Below are 26994 nucleotides of genomic sequence, written 5' to 3'. Positions count from 1 at the left end.
CAGAGCCCGGCGCGAGCCATGCTCGCACTCGCGTTCATGGGCCTTCCATCCGTTTTGATGGCCGAGGACGCGGTGAAGCTCAGTCCCGCGCAGGCCCAAACCCTGGGCGTTCGCGTCACCCATCCGGTCTCGAGCCGAACCGATCAGACGCTGCCCTATCCCGCCCAGATCGTCATCCCCACCCCCCAATTGTGGGTCGTGAGCGCTCCCCAGGCCGGCATGGTCACCAATCTTTCGGTGGCGCGAGGCGACCGGGTCAACTCCGGCCAGCCGCTGGTCACGCTCGAGAGTCCGGGCTTTGTATCGCTGCAGCGGGAATACCTGCATGCCTTTGCGCAGGAGGTTCTTGCCGCCCAGCAGCTCAAACGCAACACCGAACTGTTTGAAGCGAAGGCGGTGCCGCTGCGCGTTCTGGAAACCAGCCAAACCGAAGCCCGGCAGGCAAGCATTGCGGTGGCGGAACGACGGCAAATGCTTCGGCTCAGCGGCCTCTCTGATGCGGCGATTTCGCGCCTGACCGGCGAGACTGCGATTACGGCGACACTTTCTGTGGCGGCACCGCAGCCGGCAACGGTGGTTGAAATCGTGGTCTCCCCGGGCCAGCGGGTGGAGCAATCGGCACCGCTGGTCAAGCTCGCACGATTGTCGGCATTGTGGGCCGAAATTGCGATTCCGGCATCGAGCGTCCGCGCCATCCGGCCGGGCGCGCGGGTGGAAATCGACGGCTACGCCACCCCGGGCCAGGTCATACTGGTTTCGGAGACGACTGACGCTGCGACCCAAACCATTCTGGTGCGGGCGGAAGTGCCGAATACCGGTGAGCTGCGCCCCGGGCAGACCGCCGCGGCACGGATCGGCTTTCTTTCCGCCGGCGAAAGTGCCTGGGAAATCCCCTACAGCGCGCTGGTCCGGCGCGGGGAAGCGACATCGGTCTTCGTTGCGACCGAGGATGGATTTCGTCTGGTTCCCGTGACGCTGCTGGCCGAGGATCAGGACCATGTCGTGGTCGCGGGCGCGATCACGGACAAGGATGAAGTGGCCGTCAGCGGCATCTCTGCCTTGCGGGGGATCTTGCTGCGGCTCGGAGCCGGCGAGTGATGCTCGCGCGCTTGGTCGCATTCGCGCTTTCGCAGCGCATGTTCGTCGGCTTGAGCGTCCTGCTGCTGATCGGCGCGGGCTTCGTCGTTCTGCCTGGTCTGCCGATCGACGCGTTTCCCGACGTCTCACCCGTGCAGGTGAAAATCATCATGAAAGCGCCGGGCCTCACGCCGGAGGAGGTCGAACAGCGGATCACGGTTCCGATCGAGCTTGAATTGCTGGGATTGCCCAACAAGAAGATCCTTCGCTCGACGACAAAGTACGCGCTCGCCGACATCACCGTCGATTTCGAAGACGGCACCGACATCTACTGGGCGCGCAACCAGGTCTCGGAACGCCTGTCCAATATCGCGCGCGATCTTCCGGATGGCGTGACCGGCGGGCTTGCTCCGATCACAAGCCCGCTCGGCGAAATGTTCATGTTTACGATCGACAGTCCCGATCTCTCGCTGGCGGAGCGGCGAAGCCTGCTCGATTGGGTGATCCGCCCGGCGCTGCGAACCGTTCCGGGGGTCGCCGACGTCAACTCGCTCGGCGGTCATGTCCGCGCCTTCGAGATCGTCCCGATCAGCGATGCCCTCGCGGCACGCGGCATTTCGTATGACCTGTTCCGGCGAGCGATCGAGACCAACAGCCGCAATGACGGCGCCGGCCGCGTCAACCAGGGCGAAGACAGCGCACTCGTCCGCATCGAGGGCAGCATCCGCTCGATCGATGACATCAAGGCGATCGTGGTCGACACCAGGGACGGCGTTCCAATCCGGGTCAACGATATAGCCCGCGTCCAGGTGGGCTCGCTGACGCGCTATGGCGCCGTCACGATTGACGGCCGCGGCGAAACGGTCGAAGGACTCGTGCTCGGCTTGCGCGGCGCCAATGCCGGCCAGCTCGTGCGCGACGTCCGCCAGCGCCTGCAGGAACTGCAGCCTTCGCTGCCGAAGAGCGTTTCCATCAACGTGTTTTACGACCGCAGCCGGCTGGTCGGCCGCGCCGTCGGAACCGTGGTCCGGGCATTGGGCGAAGCCACGGTTCTGGTCATCGTCCTGCTGTTGCTGTTTCTCGGCAACTGGCGGGCCTCGCTGGTGATCGCGCTCAGCCTGCCGCTTGCGATCATGATCGCACTGATCGTCATGCGCGCGGTCGGCATGTCGGCCAACCTGATGAGCCTGGGCGGCCTCGCGATCGCCATCGGCATGCTGATCGACGCGCTGGTGGTGGTGGTCGAAAACATCGTTGGAAATCTCAGCAAGGATCCGGACGGAAAGACGACGCCGCTCGTCCATATCGTGTTCCGGTCGGTCTGCGAGGTGCTGGAGCCGGTTTCAACCGGCGTGCTCATCATCATCATTGTCTTTGTGCCGCTGCTTGCGCTGCAGGGCCTCGAGGGAAAGCTGTTCATCCCCGTGGCGCTCGCCATCATCTTTGCGCTGGCCGGCTCGCTGTTGCTGGCGCTCACGGTCATTCCGGTAGCGACCTCGTTTCTTCTCAAGGCGGCTCCGCACCGGGAACCCTGGCTGATCCGCCTGGCCTCACGCGGCTATGCGCCCGCGCTTGGCTGGGCACTGGCCAATGAGCGCAAGGTGATGGCCGCGGCAGTGGCGGCCCTCGTTGCGGCGGGCTTTGCCTACACCCAGCTCGGCAAGACCTTCATGCCGACCATGGACGAAGGCGACATCATCGTCAGTGTCGAAGCCATTCCGTCCGTCAATCTCGATCAAGCCAATGCGATCAACGCAAGGCTTCAGGCCGCGATTCTCGCAAGGGTACCCGACGTCGCGGGAATCATCGCCCGAACCGGATCGGACGAACTCGGCCTCGACCCGATGGGGCTCAATCAGACCGACACGTTTCTGGTCCTGAAACCGCAGGAGGAAAGAAAGACCGCCGACAAGCCCGCTCTCATTCGGCAGCTTCGCGAGGTGCTCAATGACTTTCCGGGACTGTCACTCGGCTTCACGCAACCGATCGACATGCGTGTCCAGGAGATGATCAGCGGCGTGCGCGGCGACGTCGCAATCAAGATCTTCGGTCCTGACATCGCCAGGCTCAACGAGATCGCAAGCAAACTGTCCGCGATCCTGTCCGGCATCGATGGCGCCGAGGACGTATACACCACGCTCAACGAAGGCGCGCAGTATTATACGGTCGCGGTGAATCGGCTGGAGGCGGGCCGTCTCGGTCTGGCGGTGGATGCGATTGCCGCCTCGCTGCGCACCCAGATCGAGGGCCGGACCATCGGCACGGCGCTGGAAGACGGACGCCGCACCCCGATCCTGGTTCGCGGCAGCGAGAAGACCCGCGAGGCGCCTACCTTGCTGGCCAATCTGCCCCTGACGTTGGCGTCGGGGCAGCACGTGGCGCTCTCCCAGGTTGCCCGCATTCATCGGGTCGACGGTCCCGTCAAGATAGACCGCGAGGACGGCGCCCGAATGAGCGTGGTTCGGACCAATGTCCGAGGGCGCGACATGGTCGGCTTCGTCGAGGCTGCACAGCAGAAGGTGGCGGCAGAACTGGCGCTGCCGCAGGGCTATCGGCTGACCTGGGGCGGCCAGTTCGAAAACCAGCAACGCGCCGCTGCGCGTTTGTCGGTCGTGGTGCCGGTTGCCATTGGACTCATCTTCGTTCTGCTCTTCACCACGTTCGGATCGATCCGCCAGGCGCTGATGGTCCTGGTGAATATCCCCTTCGCTCTGATCGGCGGGGTCTTTGCGCTGGTGTTGACGGGCGAGTACCTGTCGGTTCCGGCCTCAGTTGGATTCATCGCGCTGCTCGGCATCGCCGTGTTGAACGGCGTGGTGCTGGTCTCCTACTTCAACCAGCTGCGCGCCCGTGGCATCCCGGAGGATCGCATCGTCGTGGAGGGCGCCAAACGCCGGCTTCGGCCGGTGCTGATGACCGCCAGCATTACCGCGCTCGGACTGATCCCGCTGCTGTTCGCTTCCGGCCCCGGATCGGAAATCCAGAAGCCGCTGGCGATCGTGGTAATCGGCGGGTTGCTGTCGTCGACGCTGTTGACGCTGATCCTTCTGCCGATCCTTTATCGCCGCTTCGGCAGCGTCGCGAAGGGGACCAAATGACGACTGAGCCTGTTTGCCTGACACTGATCGCCGCTCGCACGCTTCGCGAGGAGCTGTTCGATTATCTCAGCGAGCAGCGCGACCTGGTATCCGGATTCACGGCCTCCGACGGCGCCGGTCACGGCCCGACGGTACAGCTGCATTCGACGACCGAGCAGGTCAAAGGTCACGCCGACGAGGTGCTGGTGCGGACCATTCTGGAACGGCAGGACGCCGCGCGATTGCTCGCCCGGCTCAAGACGGCCTTTGCGGGAACGAGACTCGTCTATTGGATCACGCCGGTCGTGGAGTTTGGTGTGATTGAGGACCACGAGGACGAAACGGAAAACTGACGTCCAACTCCATGAGGGGCTGCGCGTTACCCAAACCGCGACAGTAGATATGCCTAATCGCCTGGTTTCTTCGCGCTCGCGCCTTGATCTGTCGCGACGCAGGAAATCAAGAGAGCAAATGCTCGTGCCTTTCGCGCTATGTCTGAAGTTTTCAGTTCGGTTTTGGTATCAGCCGTTTGATAAGACTTGAGCGATGATATCTTGATTCATGATCACCTCAGAACCTCACGGCGAAGTTGCCGCGCACGGTCTGGTCGGTGACACCGGAGCCGAACTGGCCGCCATAGGTGAGGCCGAGTGTGGCGTTCCGGGTGAGGTTGAGATCGAGACCCAGGTCGACGACGGCGCCGTCCCTGGCGACCGGCACGCCAGCGATGCTGAAGGGCGATCCGCCCGTGAAGGCCACGGTCGAGACCGGTGTGGTGTCACCGAAGGCGTGGCGCCAGCCGAGCATGCCGCGCGCGGTCATGTTCTCACCATTGCCGAGGGTTAAGCCCGTCGAGGCCCGAAGGCCGAGCGTGGTGAAGGTGACGCCGGTATTGTCGCCCTGGCTGGTGAGCGCCGCGGCTCCGCCCTTCTCGGTGAACCCATTGGTCGAAAGGTTGACATAGGCGAGATTGGCGAAGGGCTCGAAGGCGAGATTGCCGAGAGGAGTCTGCCCAGCCTTGATGCGGTAGCCGAGTTCGCCGAAGGTCTGGGTGGTGCCGGCGCTGTAATCGCCCTTGAGCGTGTCGGCGAAGCCCGGGAAAGCAACGGAGCGACCGGTCGAGATATCGTGCCGCGTGTAGGCGAGGCCGGAGCGGAAGGCGAGATCGCCCCACTGCGTGCCGCCATAAAGGCCAGCATGATAGTTGTCGCTGGAGCCGGAGGAGTTGCGATCGGCGACGCGGAAGTTCGATCGGCTGTAGCCGCTGACAGCACCGACGCGCCATGTGTCGGCGAAGAGACCGTCGGCGCCGATGAAGAAGCCGCCGATATCGCGCTTGATGGTGGCGGCGTTGCCGTCGCCGTTCCACTGACCCCAGGAACCGAAGCCGCGGCCCCAGACCGCGAAGCGGTCGGTGGTGGCGGACGCAAGCATGGGCTCGCCATCGGCATAGGCCATGACCGGCATCGAGACCGCGCCGACGCCATCAAAGGCCGCGCGCAGGCGATCCATGGCGGCTTCGCGCAGGAACCGGCTATCCTCAACCATCACTCCCTTGGCCGAGGCATGCACCTCGCCGGAGAGCTGGTCGAAGGCCCCGCGGGCCTGCGTCAGATCGAGATACGCCAGGGCACCGACCAGCGAACTGCCAAGCGCAAGGCTGTCCGCGCCGCCACCGGTGGCGATCTGGTTCGGGGTCAATCCCGCCGAGGCGAAGGTGACATTGCTGCGGCTGATACCGAGATAGACGTTGTTGGGATCGTAGGTCAGGCCCAAGGCCAGAAAGGGCGTCGCGGTCGCCGCGCTCGCGCCGGCAAAGGCGCCATTGATGCCGCCGGCTGCCGTCAGGATGGTGTATTGGCCGCCGAGAGTGAAGGCGCCGGGTGCGATGAGCACTGACACCGTGCCGCCGTTCAGCGTCGCGGTTCCCGATGCGGCGATCTTGTCGGACTGCCCCATCGCGTTCACCTCGACCTGATAGGTCGAACCGGCTGCGAAGGCGACGTTGCCGTTGACGTTCAGCGTACCGATGGAATTGCCCGGCCCGATGATGCCGCCGGCATTGGCAACGATGCCCCCGACGATGCCATTGCCGCCCAACATGCCGCCGCCCGACGCCGTCACAATCGAGTTGGCCAGCGAGCCGTTCACGGCCAGCCGGCCGCCGCTCACATTGGTTGCGCCGGTGAAGCCGCTCGAATCGGCGGTCAGGATCGTCGTGCCGGCGACCTGGTTGATTGTGCCGAGACCGCTGATCGCCGAGGCGAAGGCATAGCTGGTGCTCGTGTGGTTGAAATTGATCGCGCCGGCGCCGGCGCCGAACTGGACGGTCGCAGCGTTGAGCGTGCCGGCCGCCACCGCCGCCGCGCCGGCTGCGCCGCCGATGTTGAGCGTGCCGACGGAACTCGCCTGGAAGGCAAGGGTGACGATGCCACCAGCCGATACCGCGCCGCCATTCGCAATCGTCAGCGCGCCGGTGCCGGCAACGCCGATATATAGGTTGCTGCCGTTGGTCCAGGTCGAGCCCACGCCGGTGACCGTCGCCGTGCCGGTCGAGCCAGCAGAGTTCCCCAAGCGGCTAGTCCAGGTGGTGGCGGCGACCGCGCCGCCGTTCGAAATCATCAGCGTGCCCGCACCATGGTTGCCGACAACAACATCGCTGCCGGTCAAGGTCGAGCCCGCGCCGTCGACTGTCACCGCGCCTGTAGAACCTGCAGAGTCCCCTATAGAGACCTCCCAGACGGAGGTGGTGACCGCGCCGCCATTCGAAACCGTCAGCGTGCCCGCACCATGGTAACCGACAGCCATGCCTTGGGCCGCCCAGGCCGAGCCCGCGCCGGTGACCGTCGCGGTGCCGGTCGATCCGACCATGTTACCCACCAAGGCCAGGTTGCTATTCAGGGTACCGCCGTTCGAAATCGTCAGCATGCCGGAGCCGGTCACGCCGACCGATACGACCTTGGCGACCGCATTCGCCCCGTTCACTGCCGTTGGATTTGGCGCCGTCGTGTTGATAAGAGCATCGTTGCCCGATGTCGGGACGACGCCGGTGTCCCAGTTTCCGGCAGTGAACCAGTCCGTGGACGTGGCTCCCGTCCAATCGGTCGCCGCAGCGGGAGCGGACAAGGCAACACCGACGAGCGCGGCGGAACCGATCGCCAACGCCAGATGGCTGGAGTTCGCCAGGTAATTTCCTATGATCTTCGACGACATAAACCCATCCCATGCGACATACGGCGACACTTGCGCCGTATGTCGCATTGTCCCACCGCTGCCGTCTTGGGCTGGAATGCTCTGGAATTGTCCTGGAGAGAGACGCAGTGCTTTCCCAGGCGATGTACCCGTAAGGCAACACGTTCGTCAGGACACTATGCAGTCAACTTACGGAGGTGGCCGCGCAACCGCGCCACCATCATCGCAGGGACACCGGCGCCATATCTGCTAGATGTTCAGTCCCGGGGAGATGCGACTGCCTGCCTCCTTCCGTGGGGCAAAGGCGGCCCATCAATACTTTTTTGGAATTGAGTACCTTTTTGGCCGACGCCTATCTCGCACTCGTTGGTGTGCAGCCAAAGCGGCGGCGAAAGCAGCGATTGAAATACGCCACGTCGTTGAAGCCGCACATCATGGCAATTTCGCTGATCCGCATCCCATCGCAACGGGGTTCCGACAGCATCTTGTAAGTTTGCTGCAGGCGCAATTCGAGAATGCGCTCGGAGAAACTCACACCGGTCTCCTGCAAGAGATCATGGACATAGCGTCCCGATAGCTTGAGTTCCTGCGCGATGTCCTGTGCAGAGATGTCATGGACGGTGAAATTGTCTGCGATCTTGGTCAGAACCGCCTGCAACCTGGCTGCTCTCAGGCCGCGCAAGCCCGCCAACTCGGCCATCTCGCCTTTCGCGCCGGTCGCGAGGCCGATTAGATCGACGATCGTTGTTGTTGCATGTGTTACGAGATCGGACGCCGTGAGAGGGCAGCCGGTTTCAAGAAGTTGACAATAGCGCTTGAGAAGATCGAGAGCTTCGTTTTCGACGCCGATCTTCAACGCCAGTCTGGTATCGATCTGTGGGAATGCACGCGTAAGGACATCTCGTGGGATCACCACGTTCATCCAGACATTCTTGTCGGCACCGAGCATCTTTAGCGATTCCGACGCAGTGACCAGGGCCGCTTCTCCCTGGCCGACGGCGTATTCGCGGCCAACTTGTAGCCCCGTCAGCAGAGTGTCGGCCTTGTTGATCAGCAGGAGATAACTATCATTGCCATCGTCGGCGATATTGCTCGATTTCCTAGTCGCGTGCTTGATCGTTCCGGCCATGTGGCCAAGAACCAATGGCCCGAGAGCCGTGGCTTCGATATCAGCTTCGAAAGGCAGCTTTTCAGACACGCCGTATTCGACCGACCATATCTCCGCGACATGGATGTCCTGCCAAAGGTCAAACCTGGCCTTCTCGCCAAGATGATCCGGCAGGTCGTTGGATGAAAACACAGTTTTTTGCACCGAGCGGGCCCTTCTCACTATTCAAAAAGTTCTCATGATATTCGACGAAAAGCCCCAACCATGCGATACGGCAACACGGTGCTTGGGCTGCCACATCGGCGCACTCCCATGAAAACCAACTACATTCACGGAATCACAACCGACTCATCGGACTCAACAACTTCGTAGACCGGTCCGTAGATCAGCGTTACGACGTAGCAAGAACGCCCGATCGAATCTGTCGCGTTGAGATTGCAGTCGGTTCGAGTTCAGGCGAAAGAAATGTTCGCAATTCCTAAAATGGATACTTTCCATTTCGGAGCGCGCACAATAAGTCAACGATGCGCGTTCTTCACATTGCTTGAAATCGGCGCAACATCATCGAACTCGATCCGCACCAGTCTCGTGGAGCCGATGGCGTAAACTGGTATCGTTCGCGCTCAAACGGCAGCACGCATTGCCGCTGTCGCAAGCAGCATACCCTGGTCAGCAGTTCGAACTCTACTTGACGTCACAGCGGATTGGCGTGGCGAGGCGAGCGACCTGCCCGCGCGAGCATCCGATCAGGTTAATCACTTCGTGACCGTCCTTTCAGCACTTGAAAACACCGTCGCGAATGCAATGCGCTTGAAGCGCTCTAGCGGCTCGGGATCGCGCTCGACCTTCATTCGCAGGATCGCTCCTTCCCAGGAGGTGAGCAGAAATTCCGCCAAATCCTGCGGAGAAAACCGGTCGTCAATCTCCCCCGATCGCTGCCCTTCGGCAATACAATCCGCGAAAGGGACGAGCCATTCCCGATAGATTTCCGCGAGCTGCTGCCGAAGCGCATCGCTTGCCTGCGAGACTTCGATGCTGAAATCGCCGATCAGACAGCCGCGCATATAGTTGTCGGCGGCCAGACGATCCGTGATGACATCGAGGTAACGGCGAAGCCGGTCGCGCGGCGTCAGCGAGGAATCGCCCAGGGCAGCCATCACAAGCCCGCGCGTGCGGTCGAAATAGTGATTGAGAACCGCCTCCGCGAACGCCTCCTTCGAGCGGAAATGATTGGTGAATGAGCCTTGCGGCGCCCCGGCCTCGGCCACGACGTCGCGCACGCTCGCGCCCTCGTAGCCCTTGCGGAACATGACCCGCAATCCGGCGGCGATGATCTCGTTTTTCAAGGATGGCTTCGGCATGTCTTTACAATACGTACGTACGTATTGTAGGTCAAGAACAATCACGGCACGAATGAACCGGGTGCAGAGACGAGCCGTCACCGGTGCCATTACAGAAGGAAGGCGAGACGCAATGACCATTTCGCAGAACCAAACAGCCATATCGTTGTCTGGCAAATCCAGGCAGGCTCCCGCCCTTCTGGTCTTCGTCGGGACACTGCTTGCGTTCAACGTCATCCTGTCCAAACAGGCTGCCGCAAGCGGTGCGGCGATGCTTTGGTATCTTACGGTCTCGTTGAGCGCTTCAGGGCTGGTCCTCATCCTCTTGGCGGCGCGCGGCGGCGATCTGCGGCGAAAACTGGTGGGCGTCCTTCCCTACAGCATCGCGGCCGGGGCCCTGCTGGCCTTGGGCATGGCACTCGGCTATCTCGCCGTGGGACATGTCGGGGCTGCCTTCATCGCGTTGGCCATGGCCTTCCCGACCCTCCTGACCTACCTGATGTCACTCGCTCTCCGGATGGAACGCCACAGCGGATTCCGGTTGTCCGGCGTTGCGCTGAGCCTTGCTGGCGGCCTGTTGCTGGCACGGGCCAAGGGCGGGGAGATCGTTCCCGTCGATCGGCTGGCGATTCTTGTCGCCTGCATGATGCCGGTCGTTCTGGCCATTGGAAACATCTTCCGCTCCCGGTACTGGCCGCACGGCGCAACGCCGTTGCTGCTGGCCGGTTCAATACTGCTGTGCGGGGCTCTCGCCACCTTTCCCTTTGCGATCTGGATCGAGGGAGGCGCGGTGCGTTCCCTATGGACCATGCCGGCGGTCACGGCGATCACGGCGCTCGCGACCCTCTCGTTCACGATCCAATATGTGGCCGTCCTGCGCCTTCAGCAGATAGCAGGGCCAACCTATCTGAGCCAGATCGGGTCGGTGGCGGCCATTTCCGGTACATTCATTGCGGTCGCTATCTTCGACGAGCGATTGCCTGATGGCTTCGGGACGGCGGCCATCATGATCGCACTCGGCATTGTTCTATTTCAGCTCTCTGCGCGTCGGCGTTGATTGGCGCGCTTATCTGTGTTTGGCCACCTCCCGTTCAAACGCCGCCGTCAGTTCGCGATGACGTGGCTTGGCGCGACGCCCCAAGGGCGAGAATATGGACTGCCGAACAGCTGATGTCAGAAAACACTGAGAAATAGCCTTTTGAGCGATGGCGGAGAGGGAGGGATTCGAACCCCCGATAGGCTTGCACCTATGCCGCATTTCGAGTGCGGTGCATTCGACCACTCTGCCACCTCTCCAGGCGCCATTTTCGGGTGATTCATCGGACCCGCGGTCGGGGCGAGTTCTAGGCGAGGACGGCGGGGCAGACAAGGCGCTGACGGCGGGAAAATGCCGGTCCCGGGGTTCAAGGCTGCGCACCGCAAGGGTGGGACCGCCAGACGCGACAAAACCCTGGCGGTCCCGTGTCGCCGCATTGAAATTCTGGCCGGAAGTGCGGCTTCGCTGGCCAGGCTGAGCGACAATTCGACGGTAGCGATCCGCGCGCGAACGGCAACGCGAACCCGGTTTTAACGTAACCGGTCAAGGTTACCGGGCCCGGCTCCCGCTTCTTCCGCTCAATCCTTGCCCTTCTCTTTCCTGTCGTCCTTGTCCTTGCGCCGGTTGGTGAAGCGCGCATTGCCCAATCCGGTGCCGATGGTGAGCACACCCCAGCGCCCGACGTTCTGGATGAACGGAACTTCCGAGAGGCCCTGGGCCACGCCGTCATTGTGCATCAGGACCGCGGTGTCGTGATCGCCGATCGCCGGAATCGCTCGACCAGGCTCACCGGCAAGTTGAATTTGCTGCTCTCCCAGTTGCCCGGCAGGTTCTGCGCGCCCTTCTCGATCGAACCGTCCTCGCCGATGACGCCGGGGCAGGCGATGCCCGGGTGGCGCCGTGGCGGGCGATGCCGGTGGCCGCTATGATCTCTTCAGCCATTTTGCCCTTGCCCGTGGTCGGTCGCTTCGACAACGGCGCGGGAACCCGATGGTTTCATGGGAGCGAGTAGCGAATGGCGAGTGGCGAGTGGCGAGTGGCGAATAGAGCCTTCCATTCGCCACTCGCTATTCGTCATTTTTACCTCGAATCCGGCAGATTTGGCCCATTTTTGCCCCGCTTTTCCTTGACTCAGGGCCTCCACCGGCTATAAGTCCGGCCAATCCGGCGCGGGTTCTTCTCGCGCTGTTTGTTTTTGCGCGAAATTCAGGGGATCGCTCCCCGGCCCGCGCGAAAATTGAACCCATAACGACTGAAGAAAAAGCCGGCCCGGATCCGTCCGAGGCCGGGATCGAACACGAAGGAATAAAACGATGTTCGCAGTCATCAAAACCGGCGGCCGGCAATACCGCGTCGTTCCGGATGATGTGCTCGAGATTGGCAAGATCGCCGGCGATGTCGGAACGATCGTGCAGCTTGGTGAAGTCTTGCTGGTCGGCGGTGACTCGCCGGTGCTCGGCACGCCGACGGTGGCCGGTGCTTCCGTTGCGGCCGAAGTGCTGCAGCACAAGCGCGGCCCCAAGGTCATCGCGTTCAAGAAGCGCCGCCGCAAGAATTCGCGCCGCAAGCGCGGCTATCGCGACGAGATCACGGTGCTGCGCATCACCGAGATCCTGACCAACGACAACAAGCCGACCATCGGCCCGCGTCCGAAGCGCGAGAAGCCGGTTGTGGCCGCCCCCGCCGATGGCGACGACGAGGCGCCGAAGGCCGCCAAGAAAAAGGCGCCCGCCAAAAAGGCCGCGGCCAAGCCCGCTGCCAAGAAGGCCCCGGCGAAGAAGCCCGCCGCGAAGAAGTGATAAATTTTGAAGCGTGACAAAAAGTGAAATGATTCCGTCAGGGAATTGATCTAGAGATTAAAGCGAAGTTGGAGACGGGCCATGGCTCACAAAAAAGCAGGCGGTTCATCGCGGAACGGACGTGATTCGGCAGGCAAGCGCCTCGGAATCAAGGCGTATGGCGGCGAGCACGTGATCCCCGGCAACATCATTGCACGTCAGCGCGGCACGACCTGGCATCCCGGCCTTAATGTCGGCATGGGCACCGACCATACTCTGTTCGCCAAGGTCGAAGGCCGTGTCGAGTTCCGCGCAAAAGCCAACGGCCGCACTTTCGTATCGGTGGTTCCGATGACGGAAGCCGCGGCCGAGTAAACGGTGGGCAAATCGAGTCCGCCGGGTCCTGATGAACCGGCGGAGCTCCTGAAAGGCTCCTAAGGGGAGGCGGGAAACCGGCCTCCCTTTTTTATTGCGCGTGTTCCGCAAGAGCGGACACCGGTTTTCGACCGGAACACGCGCCATAATTCAAGAATTGCGTATTGCGTTCGCAACCAGGAGCCCGACATGCTGCAGGATATCCCGACTCCGACATGGCGCGAGGCGAGTAGTTGCGTCCTCGAGACCGAACGGCTGATGCTGCGCAGGCCGACGCTCGCGGACGTAAAAGCGATCGCGCGTCTGGCCAATGACCGCCGCATTGCGGAGATGACCCGCCGCCTGCCGCATCCCTACCTGCAGGATCATGCGATCGAGTTCGTGCGCGCGACCGCGAACGACCCTCACGAGACCGTGTTCCTGATCGAAAACAATTTCGTGCCGGTCGGCATGGTCGGCGTCGACTGGCGTGAGCCGGAGACGCCGGAACTCGGCTACTGGCTCGGCGTCGAGCATTGGGGCCAGGGCTTTGGCACCGAGGCGGCGCGGGCGGTGATCGATTTCACCTTCGAGGAATTCGAGGTCGAGCACCTCGTCTCCGGCGCGCGGGTCGCCAACCCGTCGTCGCGCAACATTCTGGAGAAATGCGGCTTCCAGTGGAGCGGCGTCGAGCTGCACCGCTTCGAGGCGCTGGGCTCGTCGACCCCGGTCGATCGCTTCAGGCTCTCGCGCAGCGTCTGGTCGTCGCTGAAGAACTGGGGCAGTTCGACGCGGCGGGAGGGTTGAATTCCTCGTCATTGCGAGCGCAGCGAAGCAATCCATACTTGTCTTGCGGGTAGATGGATTGCTTCGCTTCGCTCGCAATGACGGGGTTGCCCTCACACCGGCGGGCTGACCACCGCTTCCTTGCGCCCGAGCCGCTGCTCGCGCAGGAAAATATAGAACCCCGCGCCGATGATGATGGCCGCGCCGACGATGGTGGCGAGTTCCGGCACGTCGCCGAAAACGAAATAGCCGAACATCACAGCCCAGACGATCATCGAATATTGATACGGCACCACCACGCTGGCCGGCGCGAGCTTGAGCGAACGATTGACGCACAACAGCGCCCCGACCGAAATGAAGCCGGCCGCGGCGAACAGGCCGAGGCTGCCGAGGCTGGGCGTCACCCAGCCGAACGGCGACAGCAGCGCGCCGAGCGCAAAGGTGCCGGCAAATTGCGACGACGCCAGCACGATATCGGGCGTCGCCCGCAGCAAGCGGGTGATCAGCATCAGCAGCGAAAACGACAGGCTGCCGCCGAGCGCGATCATGGCAGGCCAGCTCACCGTTTGCGCCGACGGCCGTAGCGCGATCAACACGCCGCAGAACCCGACCAGCACCGCACTCCAGCGCCGCCAGCCGACATGCTCGCGCAGCACCAGCGGCGACAGCGCGGTGACGAAGATCGGCGCCGCCAGGTAATAGGTGATGACGTCGGCGAGCGGCAGATAGACGGTGGCGAGAAAGAACGCCGCGACTTCGAGGGTGGAGAGCGTGACCCGCAGCAATTGCAGCCACGGCCTTTCCAGCTGCGTGAACGCGGCGCGTTGCCGCCAGATCAATGGTGCCAGCACCGCCAGCGCCGCGCAGGCGCGCAGCCACAGCAATTGCCCGACCGAATAGGTCGCGACCATGAACTTGCCCAGCGCATCGCCGAACGAGAACATGAAGATCGCCAGCAGCATCAGTCCGATGCCGGCAAGCCGCGCAGAGGGTTCGTCATAGGTCGAAAGTCTTGCGAAGAGACTCATGAATGAACCGCGCGGTTACTCTTGTCATGCCCGGGCATAGCCGTCTGAAGGACGGCGTCGCTTCCGCTCGCCTATGCCCGGCCATCCACGTCTTCTGTGCCGCGCTGTTTTAAAGGCGTGGATGCCCGGGACAAGCCCGGGCATGACGAATTGAACCAATTGTCGCAGGACCAGCCCTGCGATAACCGTATGCCATTAGCGGCCATACAAGAAACTGCAGGAAACCGCCTATGACCGAGTTCGATCCCGCCGGGCACCGCATGGTGCCGCAGCAACGCTGGTTCGAGGATTTCGTGCTCGGCGAGCGCTTCGTGATCCCCAGCCGGACCCAGACCTCGGCGGTGTTCGCGGCGTTCCAGACCGCCAGCGGCGACACCCATCCTGTCCATTACGACGTCGAGTATTGCCGCGCGCGCGGCATGCCCAACCTGCTGGCGCATGGTTTCCAGACTCTGGTCCACACCGCGCCCGGCGCGGGGCTGTTTCCCTATATCGTGGAGGAGTCGCTGGTCGGCTTTCTCGAGCAGTCGAGCCGGTTTCTCAAACCCGTCTACGCCGACGACACCATCTATCCGGCGCTGGAAGTAACGGAGCTGGTGCCCGGCCGGACCACCGGCGTGGTGACGCTGCGCAGCACCGTGTTCAATCAGCGCCGCGAGCTGGTGCTGGAGGGACTGCAGAAGTTCCTGATCCGCCGGCGGCCACAGCCGTAAATCGGGACTGATGCGTAAGGAAGCGCGTTCCGCTCGGCGAGATAGTTAACAGCCGCCGCAGGCATCCGGGAAAGCCCTAAAATATTGGCTTTTTGCGATATTTGGACCGGCCAGAGGTTGCCGCATCGGCCCCTCTGGCTTACCTATACAACATGAAATTCCTCGACGAAGCCAAGGTCTATATCCGCTCCGGCGACGGCGGCAACGGCTGCGTGGCATTCCGCCGCGAGAAGTATATCGAGTTCGGCGGCCCAAGCGGCGGCAATGGCGGCCGCGGCGGCGACGTCGTCATCGAGGCGGTCGATGGACTGAACACGCTGATCGACTACCGCTATCAGCAGCACTTCAAGGCCCAGAAGGGCACCAACGGCATGGGCAAGGACCGCCACGGCGCCAACGGCAAGCCGATCGTGCTCAAGGTGCCGGTCGGCACGCAGGTTTTCGACGAGGACCGCGAAACGCTGCTGCACGACTTCACCACGCTCGGCGAAAAATTCGTCATCGCCGAAGGCGGCAATGGCGGGTTCGGCAACGCGCATTTCAAATCGTCGACCAACCGCGCCCCGCGCAACGCCAATCCCGGCCAGCCGGGCGAAGAGCGCTGGATCTGGCTGCGGCTGAAACTGATTGCCGACGCCGGCCTGGTCGGCCTGCCCAATGCCGGCAAGTCGACCTTCCTCGCCGCGGTCAGCGCGGCCAAGCCGAAGATCGCCGACTATCCCTTTACCACGTTGCATCCGCAGCTCGGCGTCGTGAACGTCGACGGCCGCGAATTCGTGCTGGCGGATATTCCCGGCCTGATCGAGGGCGCGCATGAAGGCGCAGGCCTCGGCGATCGCTTTCTCGGCCATGTCGAGCGTTGCCGTGTCTTGCTGCATCTGGTGGATGCGACCTGCGAGCATGCCGGCAAGGCCTACAAGACCGTGCGCAACGAACTCGAGGCCTACGAGGGACATCTCGCCGACAAGATCGAGATCGTCGCGCTCAACAAGATCGATGCGGTGACGCCGGACGAGCTGAAGAAGCAGAAGGACCGGCTGAAGCGCGCCGCCAAGAAGACGCCGCTGTTGATCTCGGGCTTTACCGGCGACGGCGTCAAGGAAGCGCTGCGGGCGCTGGTCGAGGTGATCGGCGAGGCCCCGGTGTCGGCGAAAGCCAAGGGACCGGCGAAGGCCGAGCCCTGGAGCCCGGCGACGCCGCAGGGCTGACTTTCAATGCTTGCGTGTGTCTGACTTGCGCCGATTCTCTCGGGCTGCGAAAATCCGCCATTCCAGAACTCTCGCCGGGAGAACGATCGATGATCGGATACGTCACATTGGGCACCAACGACCTCAAGAAGGCCGCGGTCTTCTATGACAAGATCGCTGCCGAGATGGGCATTGGACGCTTTATCGACTCGGAGACGTTTATTGCCTGGGGCAAGCCGGGGCGTGGCGCGGGCCTGGCGCTGACCAAGCCATACGACGGCAAGCCCATGACGGTCGGCAACGGCGTGATGGCTGCCCTGGCCGCCAAGGACAAGGCCCAGGTCGATCGCATCTACCAGCTCGCGCTGTCGCTCGGTGGCACCGACGAAGGCCCTCCCGGCCCGCGCGGCGAGGGTTTCTACGCGGCTTATTTCCGCGACCCCGAAGGCAACAAGCTCAACGCCTATGTCGTGGGCTGAGCTTCCGTAAACTTCCCCGCGCCACTTCCAAATCATGGAGGTGGCGCGTATTGCTTGCCAATCGCCCGCTTCACCCGACTGCATCCATGGCCCGCCCCAAGCTCAAGAATTTCCGCCGCATCGTCGTCAAGGTCGGCTCCTCGCTGCTGATCGATTCCGACGCCGGCGAAGTGCGGGCGGCGTGGCTTTCCGCGCTGGCCGCCGATATCGCCAAACTGCACGGCGAGGGCCGCGACGTGCTTGTGGTCTCGTCGGGCTCGATCGCGCTCGGGCGCAGCCGCTTGAAGCTGCCGCGCGGCGCGCTGAAGCTTGAGGAGAGCCAGGCCGCCGCGGCGGTGGGACAGATCGCGCTGGCGCGGATCTGGTCGGAGGTGCTGGGTGATCACGGCATCGGCGCCGGGCAGATTCTGGTGACGCTGCAGGACACCGAGGAACGCCGCCGCTATCTCAATGCGCGCTCGACCATCGCCAAATTGCTGGAATGGCGCGCAGTGCCCGTGATCAACGAGAACGACACCGTCGCCACCAATGAAATCCGCTATGGCGACAACGACCGGCTCGCCGCCCGCGTCGCCACCATGGCGAGCGCCGACCTCTTGATCCTGCTGTCGGATATCGACGGCCTCTACGACGCGCCGCCCGGCGCCAATCCGAACGCCAAGCTGATTCCGATCGTGGAATCCGTCACCTCCGAAATCGAGGCGATGGCGGGCGCCGCCGAATCCGAACTGTCGCGCGGCGGCATGTACACCAAGATCGAGGCGGCCAAGATCGCCACCACCGCCGGCACGCATATGCTGATCGCCTCCGGCAAGATCGAGCATCCGCTGCAGGCGATCGCCGAGGGCGGGCGCTGCACCTGGTTCCTGACCCCCGCCAATCCGGTCACCGCGCGCAAGCGCTGGATCGCGGGTTCGCTGGAGCCGAAGGGCACGCTGACCATCGACGCCGGCGCAGTTACGGCGCTGCGGGCGGGGAAAAGCCTGTTGCCAGCGGGCGTGATCCGGGTCGACGGGCAGTTCGCGCGCGGCGACGCCGTCGTCGTGCGCGGGCCCGACACCCATGAGATCGGCCGGGGCCTCGTCGCCTACGACGCCGAGGATGCCGACAAGATCAAGGGCCGCTCCTCGTCCGATGTGATGATGATCCTCGGCATCAGCGGCCGGGCGGAGATGATCCACCGCGACGACCTCGTGGTCGGCCGGAGCGGCGCCCTTTCCGCCAAGTAGGCCAATGGCCTAGCCGGCCCGGCGGGCAACCGTGTCGAGCGCCGCCCGCCAGCCATGCCCTCTCCGCACTTCGCAGAACGTGGATTTCCGTGCTAGGACATGACCTTAACTGACCACGGAACGGCCATGAGCGCGCCACTGAAGGCTATCGACGGAACTGCCGATCTGCCGGTCCTGATGACCGAGCTGGCCGGCCGGGCGCGCGCGGCCGCGCGGGTGCTGGCGCTGGCCTCGCCGGAGCAGAAAAATCAGGCGCTGGAAGCGATCGAACGCGCGATCCGCGCCAACGCGGCCGCCATCCTCGCAGCCAACGCCGAGGATGTCGTGGAAGTCCGCAGCACCGGCGCCACCTCAGCTTTCATCGATCGCCTGACGCTGACGCCGGCGCGCATCGATGCTATGGCCGACGGCGTCGCCACCGTGCGCGGCATCGCCGACCCCGTCGGGGTCGTCACCGAGAGCTGGCAGCGCCCGAACGGCATGATCATCGAACGCGTCCGCGTTCCGCTCGGCGTCGTCGCCGTGATTTTCGAAAGCCGCCCCAACGTCGCCGCCGACGCCGGCGTGCTGTGCCTGAAATCCGGCAACGCGGTGATCCTGCGCGGCGGCTCCGACAGCTTCCGCTCCTGCCGCGCGATCCACGACTGCCTGGTGCAGGGTTTGCGCGAAGCCGGCCTGCCCGAAGCCGCCATCACGCTGGTACCGACGCGCGACCGCGCCGCCGTGGGCCTGCTGCTCACCGGATTGAACGGCGGCATCGACGTGATCGTGCCGCGCGGCGGCAAGAGCCTGGTGGCGCGGGTCGAAGCCGAAGCGCGGGTGCCGGTGTTTGCGCATCTGGAAGGCGTCAACCACGTCTATGTCGATTCAGCCGCGAATCTCGAAATGGCGAAGTCGATCGTGCTGAACGCCAAGATGCGGCGCCCCGGCGTGTGCAGCGCGGCCGAAACGCTGCTGGTCGATCGCGCCGGCGCGTCCACCGCGCTCAAGCCGCTGGTGACGATGCTGATCGACGCCGGCTGCGAGGTGCGCGGCGACGACGCCGTGCAGCGCGCCGACGCCAGAGTGAAACCGGCTTCCGACGAAGACTGGGACACCGAATACGAGGACGCGATCATGTCGGCTAAGGTCGTCGACGGCGTCGACGAGGCGATCGCGCATATTCACAACCACGGTTCGCACCACACCGATGCAATCGTGACCGAGGACGAAAACATCGCCCGCAAATTCCTCAACGAAGTCGATTCGGCGATCGTGCTGCATAACGCGTCCACCCAGTTCGCCGACGGCGGCGAGTTCGGCTTCGGCGCGGAGATCGGCATCGCCACCGGGAAATTCCACGCCCGCGGCCCGGTCGGCGCCGAGCAACTGACCAGCTTCAAATATCGCGTCCACGGCACCGGACAGACGCGGCCGTGATAACAACATCGCGGTGGTCCCGTTGAAGCCAGCTTCAGTCGCCGCGCTTTCGGTTGCTCAGTCTATTCCGCTCTATACCAACGGCATGCGCATCGGCCTGCTCGGCGGCTCGTTCAATCCGCCCCACCTCGCGCATCGCGCCATCAGCCTGTTCGCGATCAAGCGGTTGAAGCTGGACCGCGTCTGGTGGCTGGTGACGCCCGGCAATCCGCTCAAGGAGCATGGGGCCCTGCACGATCTCGACGCACGCGCCGAGGCGGCACGGCAAGTGGCGAACGATCCGCGCATCGACATCAGCTGTCTCGAATCCGTCATCGGAACCCGATACACTGTCGACACCATCAGCTATCTGCGCCGCCGCGCCACCGGCCTGCGCTTTGTCTGGATCATGGGCGCCGACAACCTTGCGCAATTCCACCGCTGGCAAAACTGGCGGCGCATCGCATCCGAGGTGCCGATCGCGGTGATCGACCGGCCGCCGCAGAGTTTTCGCGCGCTGGCGGCGCCCGCGGCGCAGGCGCTGGCGCGCTATCGCCTGCCCGAGAGCCAGGCAGCCAGGCTCGCGGACCACCGCGCACCGGCTTGGGTGTTTCTGACCGGCATGAAACTGAGCCTGTCATCGACCGGCCTGCGGAACCCGGACGGCAGCTGGAAGGCAAAGAAGTAACAGTCGGGATGGAAGTAAATGCCGGGGTTCACTGGAATATTGAAACCATTAACCCCACATGCCTAGAATAGCCCGTGGACGCCGAGATTCGGTGTTCGCGATACAGTGAAAGGAATGGTCCCTGGCCACATCTGTATTGTCCAAGTCTGTTTTACCCAAGGTTTCCAAGACGACTGCCAAAACCGCGCGTAAAACATCGACCCAAGCTGCAGCCTTGAAGGCGCAACCCGACGCCGACAAGACGCTGAATATGATCCTCTCCCGCCTCGACGACATGAAGGCGGAGGAAACGGTCACCATCGACCTTCGCGGCAAATCTGCCTTTTCCGACTACATGATCGTCACCAGCGGCCGGGCCAACCGGCACGTCGGCGCGATCGCGGAGAATGTGGCCAAAGGCCTCAAGGAAAACGGAATCAAGAATCTCCACGTCGAGGGCTTGCCCAACTGCGACTGGGTGCTGATCGATTCCGGCGATGTGATCGTGCACGTGTTCAGACCCGAGGTGCGCGAATTCTACAATCTGGAAAGATTGTGGACGCAGGGCCCGACGGCGGCGTAGGCGATCCGGGCTGCTGAGCCGATGTGAAGTCGGCTCGGGCGCATGCTGGCGTGGGGGCACGCGCGTTGGAGCGCGCGTGAGTTGTCGCTTTGACGCATTCTGGGGCACACGAGTTTCCAGACTGCCGGAAGAACAGCCATGCGCCTTCTCGTCATCTCGATCGGCCGGCTGAAGCAGGGCCCGGAGCGGGAACTCGCCGAGCGCTACCGCGAACGGTTCGACGACATCGGCCGCAAACTCGGCTTTCGTGGGCTCGAAGTTCATGAAATTCCGGAGAGCCGCGCGCGCGACGCCGCAACCCGGATTTCGGAGGAGGCCGCGGCGATTTCCGCTGCGATTCCAGACAAATCGGCGCTGGTGGCGCTCGACGAGCGCGGCGACAATATCGACAGTGCGACGTTTGCGCGGCACCTTGGCCGCTGGCGGGACGACCAGGTCGCCAACACTATTTTCATGATCGGCGGCGCCGACGGACTTTCGCCCGATTTGCGGCGCAAGGCAAAGCTCAGGCTTGCGTTCGGCGCAGCGACCTGGCCGCACCAGATAGTTCGCGTGATGCTTCTGGAACAGGTTTATCGGGCCGCGACCATTCTGGCGGGTCACCCCTATCACCGCGCCTGAACGGCACCGGCGGAAACTTTAGAGAGCACAGATCGGGATCGATGCGGCCGACACGGACCATTCATTCGTACCCAGACACCGCCCGCCGCGGCCTGCTGTGTTCGGTCCGCATTCCGCTTTCGATCGCATTATTGTCCGCAGGCTTTGCCGGCATCCATCCCTTGCCGGCGGCCGCCCAGGTCGCTGCGGCGCCGCCGCAGGCGGCGGCGGTTTCACCCGACGCCATCAAGCAGCGCGAGCAGGAACTCGAAGCCACCCGCGCGCAGCAGAAGAGCGCCGCGGAACTGCAGGCCCGTCTCAAGGCTGATATCGCCGCGATCGGGCAGGATCGCAGCAAGCTCAATGCGCAGTTGATCGACATCGCCGCCCAGGTGCGCGGCGTCGAGACGCGGATCGACGACGCCGAAGCACGGCTGCGCCCGCTCGATAGCCGCGAGCAGCAGATTCGCGGCTCGCTGGATTCGCGCCGTTCCGAGATCGTGGAAGTGCTGGCAGCGCTGCAACGCGCGGGAAGGCGCACGCCGCCAGCCCTGCTGGTAAGACCTGAAGATGCGCTGCAATCGCTGCGCACCGCCATGCTGCTCGGATCGGTGGTGCCCGAATTGCGCGGGCGCGCGGAGAAGCTGGCCGGCGATCTCACCGAGCTGGTGACGCTGCGCAAGACCATCGCCGCCGAGCGCGACCGGCTCGCGATCGACCGCGACAAACTGAAGGATGACCAGACGAGGCTCGCCGCCCTGGTCGACGAGCGGCAGCGCAAGCAGAGCGCGATCGAGAAGGACATGGAGGCGGAAGGCGCGCGCGCCATCGCGCTGTCCAGGCAGGTCGACAGCCTGCAGGGCCTGATCGGCAAAATGGAGCAGGACTTGAAGAGCGCCGCGAAGGCGGCTGCAACCGCCAGCCTGCAGGGCGCGCCGGCCGGCAAGCCCAATCTGGGGGCTTTGAAGGACCCGGCCCGGCTTAGCCCGGCCATCGCCTTTGCCTCCGCCAAGGGGCTATTCGCATTGCCGGTTAACGGCACCAAGATCAGGGAATTTGGCGGTTCCGACGGTGCCGGCGGCGTAGAAAAAGGCATTTCTTTGGCAACCCGGGCAGGGGCCCAGGTCACAACACCGTGTGACGGCTGGGTTGTCTATGCCGGCCCGTTCCGCAGCTACGGACAACTCTTGATCCTTAATGCCGGGGGCGGGTATCATGTCTTGATCGCCGGGATGGAGCGCATTTCGGTCAACATCGGCCAGTTTGTACTTACGGGGGAGCCGGTCGCGACCATGGGAACGAGATCCCAGGTTGCATCCATCCTCGCGACGAACGCGAGTCAGCCCGTGCTCTATGTCGAGTTCCGTAAGGACGGCACTCCAATCGATCCAGGCCCATGGTGGGCCGCAAGTGAAGGCGAAAAGGTTCGCGGATGATGCGCAAGACTTCTGTAATTCTCCTTAGCGCCGCTACCGGTGCGGCTTTGACGCTCTTCGTGACCCAGCCCCGCGCGGTGCTGATGGGATCGAGCGCGCGCGCCGCGACCTCGGACACCTATCGCCAGCTCAATCTGTTCGGCGACGTGTTCGAGCGGGTCCGCAGCGACTATGTCGAGAAGCCCGATGACAGCAAGCTGGTCGAATCCGCCATCAGCGGCATGCTGACCGGCCTCGATCCGCATTCGAGCTACATGGACGCCAAGAGCTTCCGCGACATGCAGGTGCAGACCCGCGGTGAATTCGGCGGCCTCGGCATCGAAGTCACGATGGAAGACGGGCTGATCAAGGTGGTCTCGCCGATCGACGACACGCCTGCGTCCAAGGCCGGCATCATGGCCAACGACATCATCACCAATCTCGACGACGAAGCCGTGCAGGGCCTCACCCTCAACCAGGCCGTCGAGAAGATGCGCGGCCCCGTCAACACCAAGATCCGGCTGAAGATCGTTCGCAAGGGCCAGGACAATCCGATCGAGGTCACGCTGGTCCGCGACAACATCCGCGTCCGCTCGGTGCGCGCGCGCGTCGAAAGCGACGACATCGCCTATATCCGCATCACCACCTTCAACGAGCAGACCACCGAAGGATTGAAGCGGGAAATCGGCAACCTCTCGACCCAGCTCGGCGACAAGCTGAAAGGCTTCATCATCGACCTCAGAAACAACCCCGGCGGATTGCTGGAGGAAGCAGTGACAGTTTCCGACGCCTTCCTGGAGCGCGGCGAGATCGTCTCGACCCGCGGCCGCAACGCCGAGGAGACCCAGCGCCGCGCCGCGCATGCGGGCGACCTGACCAAGGGCAAGCAGGTGATCGTGCTGATCAATGGCGGTTCGGCTTCGGCTTCCGAAATCGTCGCCGGCGCGCTGCAGGATCACAAGCGTGCGACGCTGGTCGGCACCCGCTCGTTCGGCAAGGGTTCGGTGCAGACCATCATTCCGCTCGGAAGCGGCAACGGCGCGCTGCGTCTGACCACTGCGCGCTACTTCACGCCGTCGGGCAAATCGATCCAGGCCAAGGGCATCGTTCCCGATATCGAGGTGGTGCAGGACGTGCCCGACGAACTGAAGGCGCGGACTGACACCAAGGGCGAAGCCTCGCTGCGCGGCCATCTGAAGTCCGAGGGCGACGAGAAGACCGGCTCGCAATCCTACGTGCCGCCGGACGCCAAGAACGACAAAGCGCTGAAGATGGCCGCCGACCTGCTGCACGGCGTCAAGGTCAATGCGTCCGCGCCGACTGGCGACAAGGCCGCGATCGACAAGCCCGCCAACAAGGTGGCGAACTGATTTGAGCCCCTGACGGGCTGATGCGAACAGGGCGGCCTTGGGCCGCCCTTTTTGTTGGGAGGGGATCCCTCCGGCCGGGCCCGAATCACGGGCTCTCGCAGCGGCGCTCTGCCGCGCCCTTGCTCCGCCGTGGTATCGTCAAATTGGTTGATTCGGGGAGGCCCATGGCAGATACGGCCGACGATCTGAGCGCGCCGCTCGGACAGGATTCGGTGCGCCGGGAGCGCCGTTTTCGGCTTCCGTTTACCGGTATCCAGGTGTTGGCCGTTCTGCTCGGTCTGTTTCTGCTCGCTTTTGCCGGCTTCGCCATTTTCGGTGACAATCCGCTGGGCGGCGAGCCCGTCGCGCGCATCGCGATCCGACAGACCGCGCCGTCGGGCGAAAAACCCGTTACGGCGGTGCCGGGCGATCATGCGGGTAGCGCCAAGTCCGCGCCCCAGCAGGCCGCGCCGGGCGAACACAAGACCGTAACCATCATCGACGGCTCCAGCGGCAAGCGCCAGGACGTCGTGATCGGGGCCGGCGACGCCGCCGACAAGGCCGAGGCGAGCGCCGCGCCCGCCATGATGGCAGCCGTCGATCAGCGACTGCTGGAAAAATCGCGCTATGGCATGATCCCGGTGGTGGCAGACGGACTAAAGCCCTTCACGGCCTACGCCGCCGAAGCCGACCGCGCCAAGGCGGCCAAAATGCCGATAGTGGCGATCGTCGTCGCGGGCCTTGGAGTCGGCGCAGCCAAGACCACCGACGCCATCATGAAGCTGCCGCCCGCGGTGACGCTGGCGTTTACGCCCTACGGCTCCGATCCCTCCAAACTGGCCGAACGGGCGCGCGCGCAGCGCCATGAAATTCTGCTGCAGGTGCCGATGGAGCCGTTCGACTATCCCGACAACGACCCCGGCCCGCAAACCTTGCTGACGACGCTGGCGCCCGAACAGAACATCGACCGGATGTACTGGCATATGAGCCGGTTTCAGGGCTATGCCGGCATCGCCAATTTTATGGGCGCCCGCTTCGTGGCCACCGACGCCGTGATGCAGCCCATCATCCGCGAGGCCGCCAAGCGCGGGCTCGGCTATTTCGACGATGGTTCGCCGCGCAGCACCGCCCCCACCCTGGCGGCTGCCCAGGCGATGCCCTTCGCCAAGGCCGATTTCACCATCGACGCGGTGCCAACCGCTGTGGAGATCGACCGTACCCTGGCCAAGCTCGAGAGCCTGGCGAAGCAACGCGGAACCGCGATCGGGGTCGCCTCGGCGCTGCCGATTTCGATCGAGCGGCTCGGCGTCTGGATCAGGGCGCTCGATAGCCGTGGCATCATGCTTGTGCCATTGACAACCGCGATGCTGAAATCAAAATCGGGCTGAGAAAAGCGGACGGGGGGCCGTCTCCGCCAGACCCGGCCGTAGACTGCTTGAAGCTTTGACGACGAGAGGCTTAGACGTAATGGCGCGTTACGAGGACCTGCCCTATCGGACATGCGTCGGCATGATGCTGATCAACGCAGCGGGGCTGGTCTTCATCGGTCGCCGCGCCGGAGGCATCGAGCATGTCGACGAGACTCACGTCTGGCAGATGCCGCAGGGCGGCGTCGATCCCGGCGAGGATACCTGGGCGGCGGCGAAGCGCGAACTCTATGAGGAGACCAGCGTCCGCTCGGTGGAAAAGCTCGGCGAGGTTGCCGACTGGCTGATCTACGACATTCCGCGCACGGTGGCGGGGCGGACCTGGAAGGGACGCTACCGCGGCCAGCGGCAGAAATGGTACGCGGTCCGGTTTACGGGGCAGGACAAGGAGATCAACGTCGCCAGCCCCGGCGGCGGCCATAAGGCCGAGTTCGTGAGCTGGCGCTGGGAGCCGATGAAGAATCTTCCCAACCTGATCGTGCCGTTCAAGAGGCCGGTCTATGAGCGCGTGGTGAAGGAATTTTCGAAACTCGCGGGCAGCTGACGTGAGTCATTCCGGGGCGCGAGTGAAACGAGCGAACCTCAGATGCGCAATTGCGCACCTGAGGTCTGGTCCTTCGGACCATCCCGGAATGACGGGTGTTCATGGCAGATAGCAAGCCCTACCGCCCCAATGTGGGGATCGCCCTGTTCAACGCGGCCGGTCGGGTTCTGATCGGCCGGCGTTTCCGGGACGACGGACCGGAGATCATCCTTCCGGGCCTGGAGTGGCAGATGCCGCAGGGCGGCATCGACGCCGATGAAAATCCCCGCGACGCGGTGATGCGTGAACTGTGGGAGGAGACCGGCGTCAAGAGCGCGACCTATCTCGGTGAAACCGATTGGCTGAGTTACGAGTTTCCGCCGTTCCCCGGACCGTCCACACACCGGCTGGCGAAATTCCGCGGCCAGCGCCAGAAATGGTTCGCGCTGCGCTTTACCGGAAGTGACGACGAGATCGATCCGCTGACACCGCGCAACGGCCAGCCGGCGGAATTCGATCAGTGGCGCTGGGAACGGCTCGATCGGGTCGCCGATCTCGTGGTGCCGTTCAGGCGCGAGGTGTACCGGACGGTGGCGCGGGAATTTGCGAATTTCGCGCAGTGACCAACTGCTCGGCTTGGCAATAAAG

The 26994-nt window shown here is 63.7% G+C and carries 24 protein-coding genes, 1 tRNA gene and 1 pseudogene; 20 read left to right on the top strand and 6 right to left on the bottom strand.

All coding sequences use genetic code 11. The features are described from left to right. Positions 1-18 precede the first annotated feature (18 nt). From KMZ29_RS02200 to KMZ29_RS02190, 3 genes are read left to right on the top strand one after another with little or no spacing between them, the layout of a single operon-like run. Positions 19-1098, top strand: a complete 1080-nt coding sequence (locus KMZ29_RS02200) for an efflux RND transporter periplasmic adaptor subunit (protein ID WP_249779986.1) — start codon at positions 19-21, stop codon at positions 1096-1098. Continuing rightward, positions 1098-4175, top strand: a complete 3078-nt coding sequence (locus KMZ29_RS02195; RefSeq protein WP_215622280.1) for an efflux RND transporter permease subunit — start codon at positions 1098-1100, stop codon at positions 4173-4175. Before KMZ29_RS02200 ends, KMZ29_RS02195 begins: the two co-directional genes overlap by 1 nt. After that, positions 4172-4507, top strand: a complete 336-nt coding sequence (locus tag KMZ29_RS02190; protein ID WP_215622279.1) for a DUF3240 family protein — start codon at positions 4172-4174, stop codon at positions 4505-4507. Before KMZ29_RS02195 ends, KMZ29_RS02190 begins: the two co-directional genes overlap by 4 nt. Before the next feature lie 217 nt (positions 4508-4724). Here KMZ29_RS02190 and KMZ29_RS02185 read toward each other — a convergent pair whose 3' ends face one another. The 3 genes from KMZ29_RS02185 to KMZ29_RS02175 form a co-directional block, all read right to left on the bottom strand. Further along, positions 4725-7367 (bottom strand): autotransporter outer membrane beta-barrel domain-containing protein, encoded by a 2643-nt coding sequence (locus KMZ29_RS02185; RefSeq protein ID WP_215622278.1) that lies wholly within the window; start codon positions 7365-7367, stop codon positions 4725-4727. 331 nt (positions 7368-7698) lie between these two features. After that, on the bottom strand, positions 7699-8658 hold the full coding sequence (locus KMZ29_RS02180) for an AraC family transcriptional regulator (protein ID WP_215622277.1): 960 nt from the start codon (positions 8656-8658) through the stop codon (positions 7699-7701). Between the two features lie 551 nt (positions 8659-9209). Beyond that, positions 9210-9815, bottom strand: coding sequence for a TetR/AcrR family transcriptional regulator (locus KMZ29_RS02175; protein ID WP_215624103.1), 606 nt, complete (start codon positions 9813-9815; stop codon positions 9210-9212). A gap of 112 nt (positions 9816-9927) precedes the next feature. On the opposite strand from KMZ29_RS02175, the gene KMZ29_RS02170 reads away from it, so the two are divergent. Next, on the top strand, positions 9928-10851 hold the full coding sequence (locus KMZ29_RS02170) for a DMT family transporter (protein ID WP_215622276.1): 924 nt from the start codon (positions 9928-9930) through the stop codon (positions 10849-10851). Positions 10852-11000: 149 nt separating this feature from the next. On the opposite strand, the gene KMZ29_RS02165 is transcribed toward KMZ29_RS02170, so the two are convergent. Both KMZ29_RS02165 and KMZ29_RS02160 read right to left on the bottom strand, forming a co-directional pair. After that, positions 11001-11090, bottom strand: a tRNA-Ser gene (locus KMZ29_RS02165). 318 nt (positions 11091-11408) lie between these two features. Then, positions 11409-11719: pseudogene (locus KMZ29_RS02160) on the bottom strand (ROK family protein); the annotation flags it as partial. Positions 11720-12143: 424 nt separating this feature from the next. Between KMZ29_RS02160 and rplU the strand changes: the two are divergent. The 3 genes from rplU to KMZ29_RS02145 all read left to right on the top strand — a co-directional run bounded on the left by rplU (position 12144) and on the right by KMZ29_RS02145 (position 13769). Continuing rightward, positions 12144-12629 carry a 50S ribosomal protein L21 gene (gene rplU, locus KMZ29_RS02155; protein WP_215604511.1) on the top strand — a complete coding sequence of 162 codons (486 nt, stop codon included), beginning with the start codon at positions 12144-12146 and terminating at the stop codon, positions 12627-12629. Positions 12630-12710: 81 nt separating this feature from the next. Further along, positions 12711-12983: a 50S ribosomal protein L27 gene (rpmA, locus tag KMZ29_RS02150; RefSeq protein ID WP_215622275.1), complete on the top strand. Its 273-nt coding sequence runs from the start codon at positions 12711-12713 to the stop codon at positions 12981-12983. Between the two features lie 189 nt (positions 12984-13172). Then, entirely contained in the window at positions 13173-13769 is a 597-nt protein-coding gene (locus KMZ29_RS02145) for a GNAT family N-acetyltransferase (protein WP_215622274.1), read from the top strand. Positions 13770-13861: 92 nt separating this feature from the next. On the opposite strand, the gene KMZ29_RS02140 is transcribed toward KMZ29_RS02145, so the two are convergent. Next, on the bottom strand, positions 13862-14776 hold the full coding sequence (locus KMZ29_RS02140; RefSeq protein WP_215622273.1) for a DMT family transporter: 915 nt from the start codon (positions 14774-14776) through the stop codon (positions 13862-13864). Positions 14777-15006: 230 nt separating this feature from the next. On the opposite strand from KMZ29_RS02140, the gene KMZ29_RS02135 reads away from it, so the two are divergent. The 13 genes from KMZ29_RS02135 to KMZ29_RS02075 all read left to right on the top strand — a co-directional run bounded on the left by KMZ29_RS02135 (position 15007) and on the right by KMZ29_RS02075 (position 26969). Beyond that, positions 15007-15489, top strand: coding sequence for a MaoC family dehydratase (locus KMZ29_RS02135; protein ID WP_215622272.1), 483 nt, complete (start codon positions 15007-15009; stop codon positions 15487-15489). 152 nt (positions 15490-15641) lie between these two features. Beyond that, positions 15642-16697 (top strand): GTPase ObgE, encoded by a 1056-nt coding sequence (obgE, locus tag KMZ29_RS02130; protein ID WP_215622271.1) that lies wholly within the window; start codon positions 15642-15644, stop codon positions 16695-16697. A gap of 89 nt (positions 16698-16786) precedes the next feature. Beyond that, on the top strand, positions 16787-17155 hold the full coding sequence (locus tag KMZ29_RS02125) for a VOC family protein (protein ID WP_215622270.1): 369 nt from the start codon (positions 16787-16789) through the stop codon (positions 17153-17155). Between the two features lie 86 nt (positions 17156-17241). Beyond that, a complete protein-coding gene (gene proB / locus KMZ29_RS02120; RefSeq protein ID WP_215622269.1) occupies positions 17242-18384 on the top strand; it encodes a glutamate 5-kinase in 1143 nt (380 codons plus the stop codon). 126 nt (positions 18385-18510) lie between these two features. Further along, positions 18511-19803, top strand: a complete 1293-nt coding sequence (locus KMZ29_RS02115) for a glutamate-5-semialdehyde dehydrogenase (RefSeq protein WP_215622268.1) — start codon at positions 18511-18513, stop codon at positions 19801-19803. Between the two features lie 85 nt (positions 19804-19888). After that, complete coding sequence (locus tag KMZ29_RS02110) at positions 19889-20470, top strand: nicotinate-nucleotide adenylyltransferase (protein WP_215624102.1); 582 nt, start codon at positions 19889-19891, stop codon at positions 20468-20470. A 214-nt stretch (positions 20471-20684) separates the two neighbouring features. Beyond that, entirely contained in the window at positions 20685-21032 is a 348-nt protein-coding gene (gene rsfS / locus KMZ29_RS02105) for a ribosome silencing factor (protein ID WP_215604503.1), read from the top strand. Between the two features lie 138 nt (positions 21033-21170). Beyond that, positions 21171-21653 (top strand): 23S rRNA (pseudouridine(1915)-N(3))-methyltransferase RlmH, encoded by a 483-nt coding sequence (gene rlmH / locus KMZ29_RS02100; protein ID WP_215622267.1) that lies wholly within the window; start codon positions 21171-21173, stop codon positions 21651-21653. A gap of 41 nt (positions 21654-21694) precedes the next feature. Then, a complete protein-coding gene (locus tag KMZ29_RS02095; RefSeq protein ID WP_215622266.1) occupies positions 21695-23068 on the top strand; it encodes a murein hydrolase activator EnvC family protein in 1374 nt (457 codons plus the stop codon). Next, on the top strand, positions 23065-24417 hold the full coding sequence (locus tag KMZ29_RS02090; RefSeq protein ID WP_215622265.1) for a S41 family peptidase: 1353 nt from the start codon (positions 23065-23067) through the stop codon (positions 24415-24417). Before KMZ29_RS02095 ends, KMZ29_RS02090 begins: the two co-directional genes overlap by 4 nt. A 164-nt stretch (positions 24418-24581) precedes the next feature. Then, entirely contained in the window at positions 24582-25784 is a 1203-nt protein-coding gene (locus KMZ29_RS02085; protein WP_215622264.1) for a divergent polysaccharide deacetylase family protein, read from the top strand. A gap of 79 nt (positions 25785-25863) precedes the next feature. Next, the gene (locus KMZ29_RS02080) at positions 25864-26367 is read left to right on the top strand and encodes an RNA pyrophosphohydrolase (RefSeq protein ID WP_215622263.1); all 504 of its coding nucleotides are present in this window, start codon (positions 25864-25866) and stop codon (positions 26365-26367) included. Between the two features lie 101 nt (positions 26368-26468). Then, positions 26469-26969 (top strand): RNA pyrophosphohydrolase, encoded by a 501-nt coding sequence (locus KMZ29_RS02075; protein WP_215622262.1) that lies wholly within the window; start codon positions 26469-26471, stop codon positions 26967-26969. The last annotated feature ends 25 nt before the right edge of the window (positions 26970-26994 follow it).

The sequence above is a fragment of the Bradyrhizobium sediminis genome (assembly GCF_018736085.1).
Lineage (GTDB): Bacteria > Pseudomonadota > Alphaproteobacteria > Rhizobiales > Xanthobacteraceae > Bradyrhizobium > Bradyrhizobium sediminis.
Note: the sequence above shows the minus strand (reverse complement) of the source record. Positions and strands in the feature narration are given on the sequence as shown.

Excerpts from the sequence above, each read along its gene's own strand:
- KMZ29_RS02200 (WP_249779986.1), top strand. The coding sequence starts at position 19 with ATGCTCGCACTCGCGTTCATGGGCCTTCCATCCGTTTTGATGGCCGAG.
- KMZ29_RS02195 (WP_215622280.1), top strand. The coding sequence starts at position 1,098 with ATGCTCGCGCGCTTGGTCGCATTCGCGCTTTCGCAGCGCATGTTCGTC.
- KMZ29_RS02190 (WP_215622279.1), top strand. The coding sequence starts at position 4,172 with ATGACGACTGAGCCTGTTTGCCTGACACTGATCGCCGCTCGCACGCTT.
- KMZ29_RS02185 (WP_215622278.1), bottom strand. The coding sequence starts at position 7,367 with ATGTCGTCGAAGATCATAGGAAATTACCTGGCGAACTCCAGCCATCTG.
- KMZ29_RS02175 (WP_215624103.1), bottom strand. The coding sequence starts at position 9,815 with ATGCCGAAGCCATCCTTGAAAAACGAGATCATCGCCGCCGGATTGCGG.
- KMZ29_RS02170 (WP_215622276.1), top strand. The coding sequence starts at position 9,928 with ATGACCATTTCGCAGAACCAAACAGCCATATCGTTGTCTGGCAAATCC.
- rplU (WP_215604511.1), top strand. The coding sequence starts at position 12,144 with ATGTTCGCAGTCATCAAAACCGGCGGCCGGCAATACCGCGTCGTTCCG.
- rpmA (WP_215622275.1), top strand. The coding sequence starts at position 12,711 with ATGGCTCACAAAAAAGCAGGCGGTTCATCGCGGAACGGACGTGATTCG.
- KMZ29_RS02145 (WP_215622274.1), top strand. The coding sequence starts at position 13,173 with ATGCTGCAGGATATCCCGACTCCGACATGGCGCGAGGCGAGTAGTTGC.
- KMZ29_RS02140 (WP_215622273.1), bottom strand. The coding sequence starts at position 14,776 with ATGAGTCTCTTCGCAAGACTTTCGACCTATGACGAACCCTCTGCGCGG.
- KMZ29_RS02135 (WP_215622272.1), top strand. The coding sequence starts at position 15,007 with ATGACCGAGTTCGATCCCGCCGGGCACCGCATGGTGCCGCAGCAACGC.
- obgE (WP_215622271.1), top strand. The coding sequence starts at position 15,642 with ATGAAATTCCTCGACGAAGCCAAGGTCTATATCCGCTCCGGCGACGGC.
- KMZ29_RS02125 (WP_215622270.1), top strand. The coding sequence starts at position 16,787 with ATGATCGGATACGTCACATTGGGCACCAACGACCTCAAGAAGGCCGCG.
- proB (WP_215622269.1), top strand. The coding sequence starts at position 17,242 with ATGGCCCGCCCCAAGCTCAAGAATTTCCGCCGCATCGTCGTCAAGGTC.
- KMZ29_RS02115 (WP_215622268.1), top strand. The coding sequence starts at position 18,511 with ATGAGCGCGCCACTGAAGGCTATCGACGGAACTGCCGATCTGCCGGTC.
- KMZ29_RS02110 (WP_215624102.1), top strand. The coding sequence starts at position 19,889 with ATGCGCATCGGCCTGCTCGGCGGCTCGTTCAATCCGCCCCACCTCGCG.
- rlmH (WP_215622267.1), top strand. The coding sequence starts at position 21,171 with ATGCGCCTTCTCGTCATCTCGATCGGCCGGCTGAAGCAGGGCCCGGAG.
- KMZ29_RS02095 (WP_215622266.1), top strand. The coding sequence starts at position 21,695 with ATGCGGCCGACACGGACCATTCATTCGTACCCAGACACCGCCCGCCGC.
- KMZ29_RS02090 (WP_215622265.1), top strand. The coding sequence starts at position 23,065 with ATGATGCGCAAGACTTCTGTAATTCTCCTTAGCGCCGCTACCGGTGCG.
- KMZ29_RS02085 (WP_215622264.1), top strand. The coding sequence starts at position 24,582 with ATGGCAGATACGGCCGACGATCTGAGCGCGCCGCTCGGACAGGATTCG.
- KMZ29_RS02080 (WP_215622263.1), top strand. The coding sequence starts at position 25,864 with ATGGCGCGTTACGAGGACCTGCCCTATCGGACATGCGTCGGCATGATG.
- KMZ29_RS02075 (WP_215622262.1), top strand. The coding sequence starts at position 26,469 with ATGGCAGATAGCAAGCCCTACCGCCCCAATGTGGGGATCGCCCTGTTC.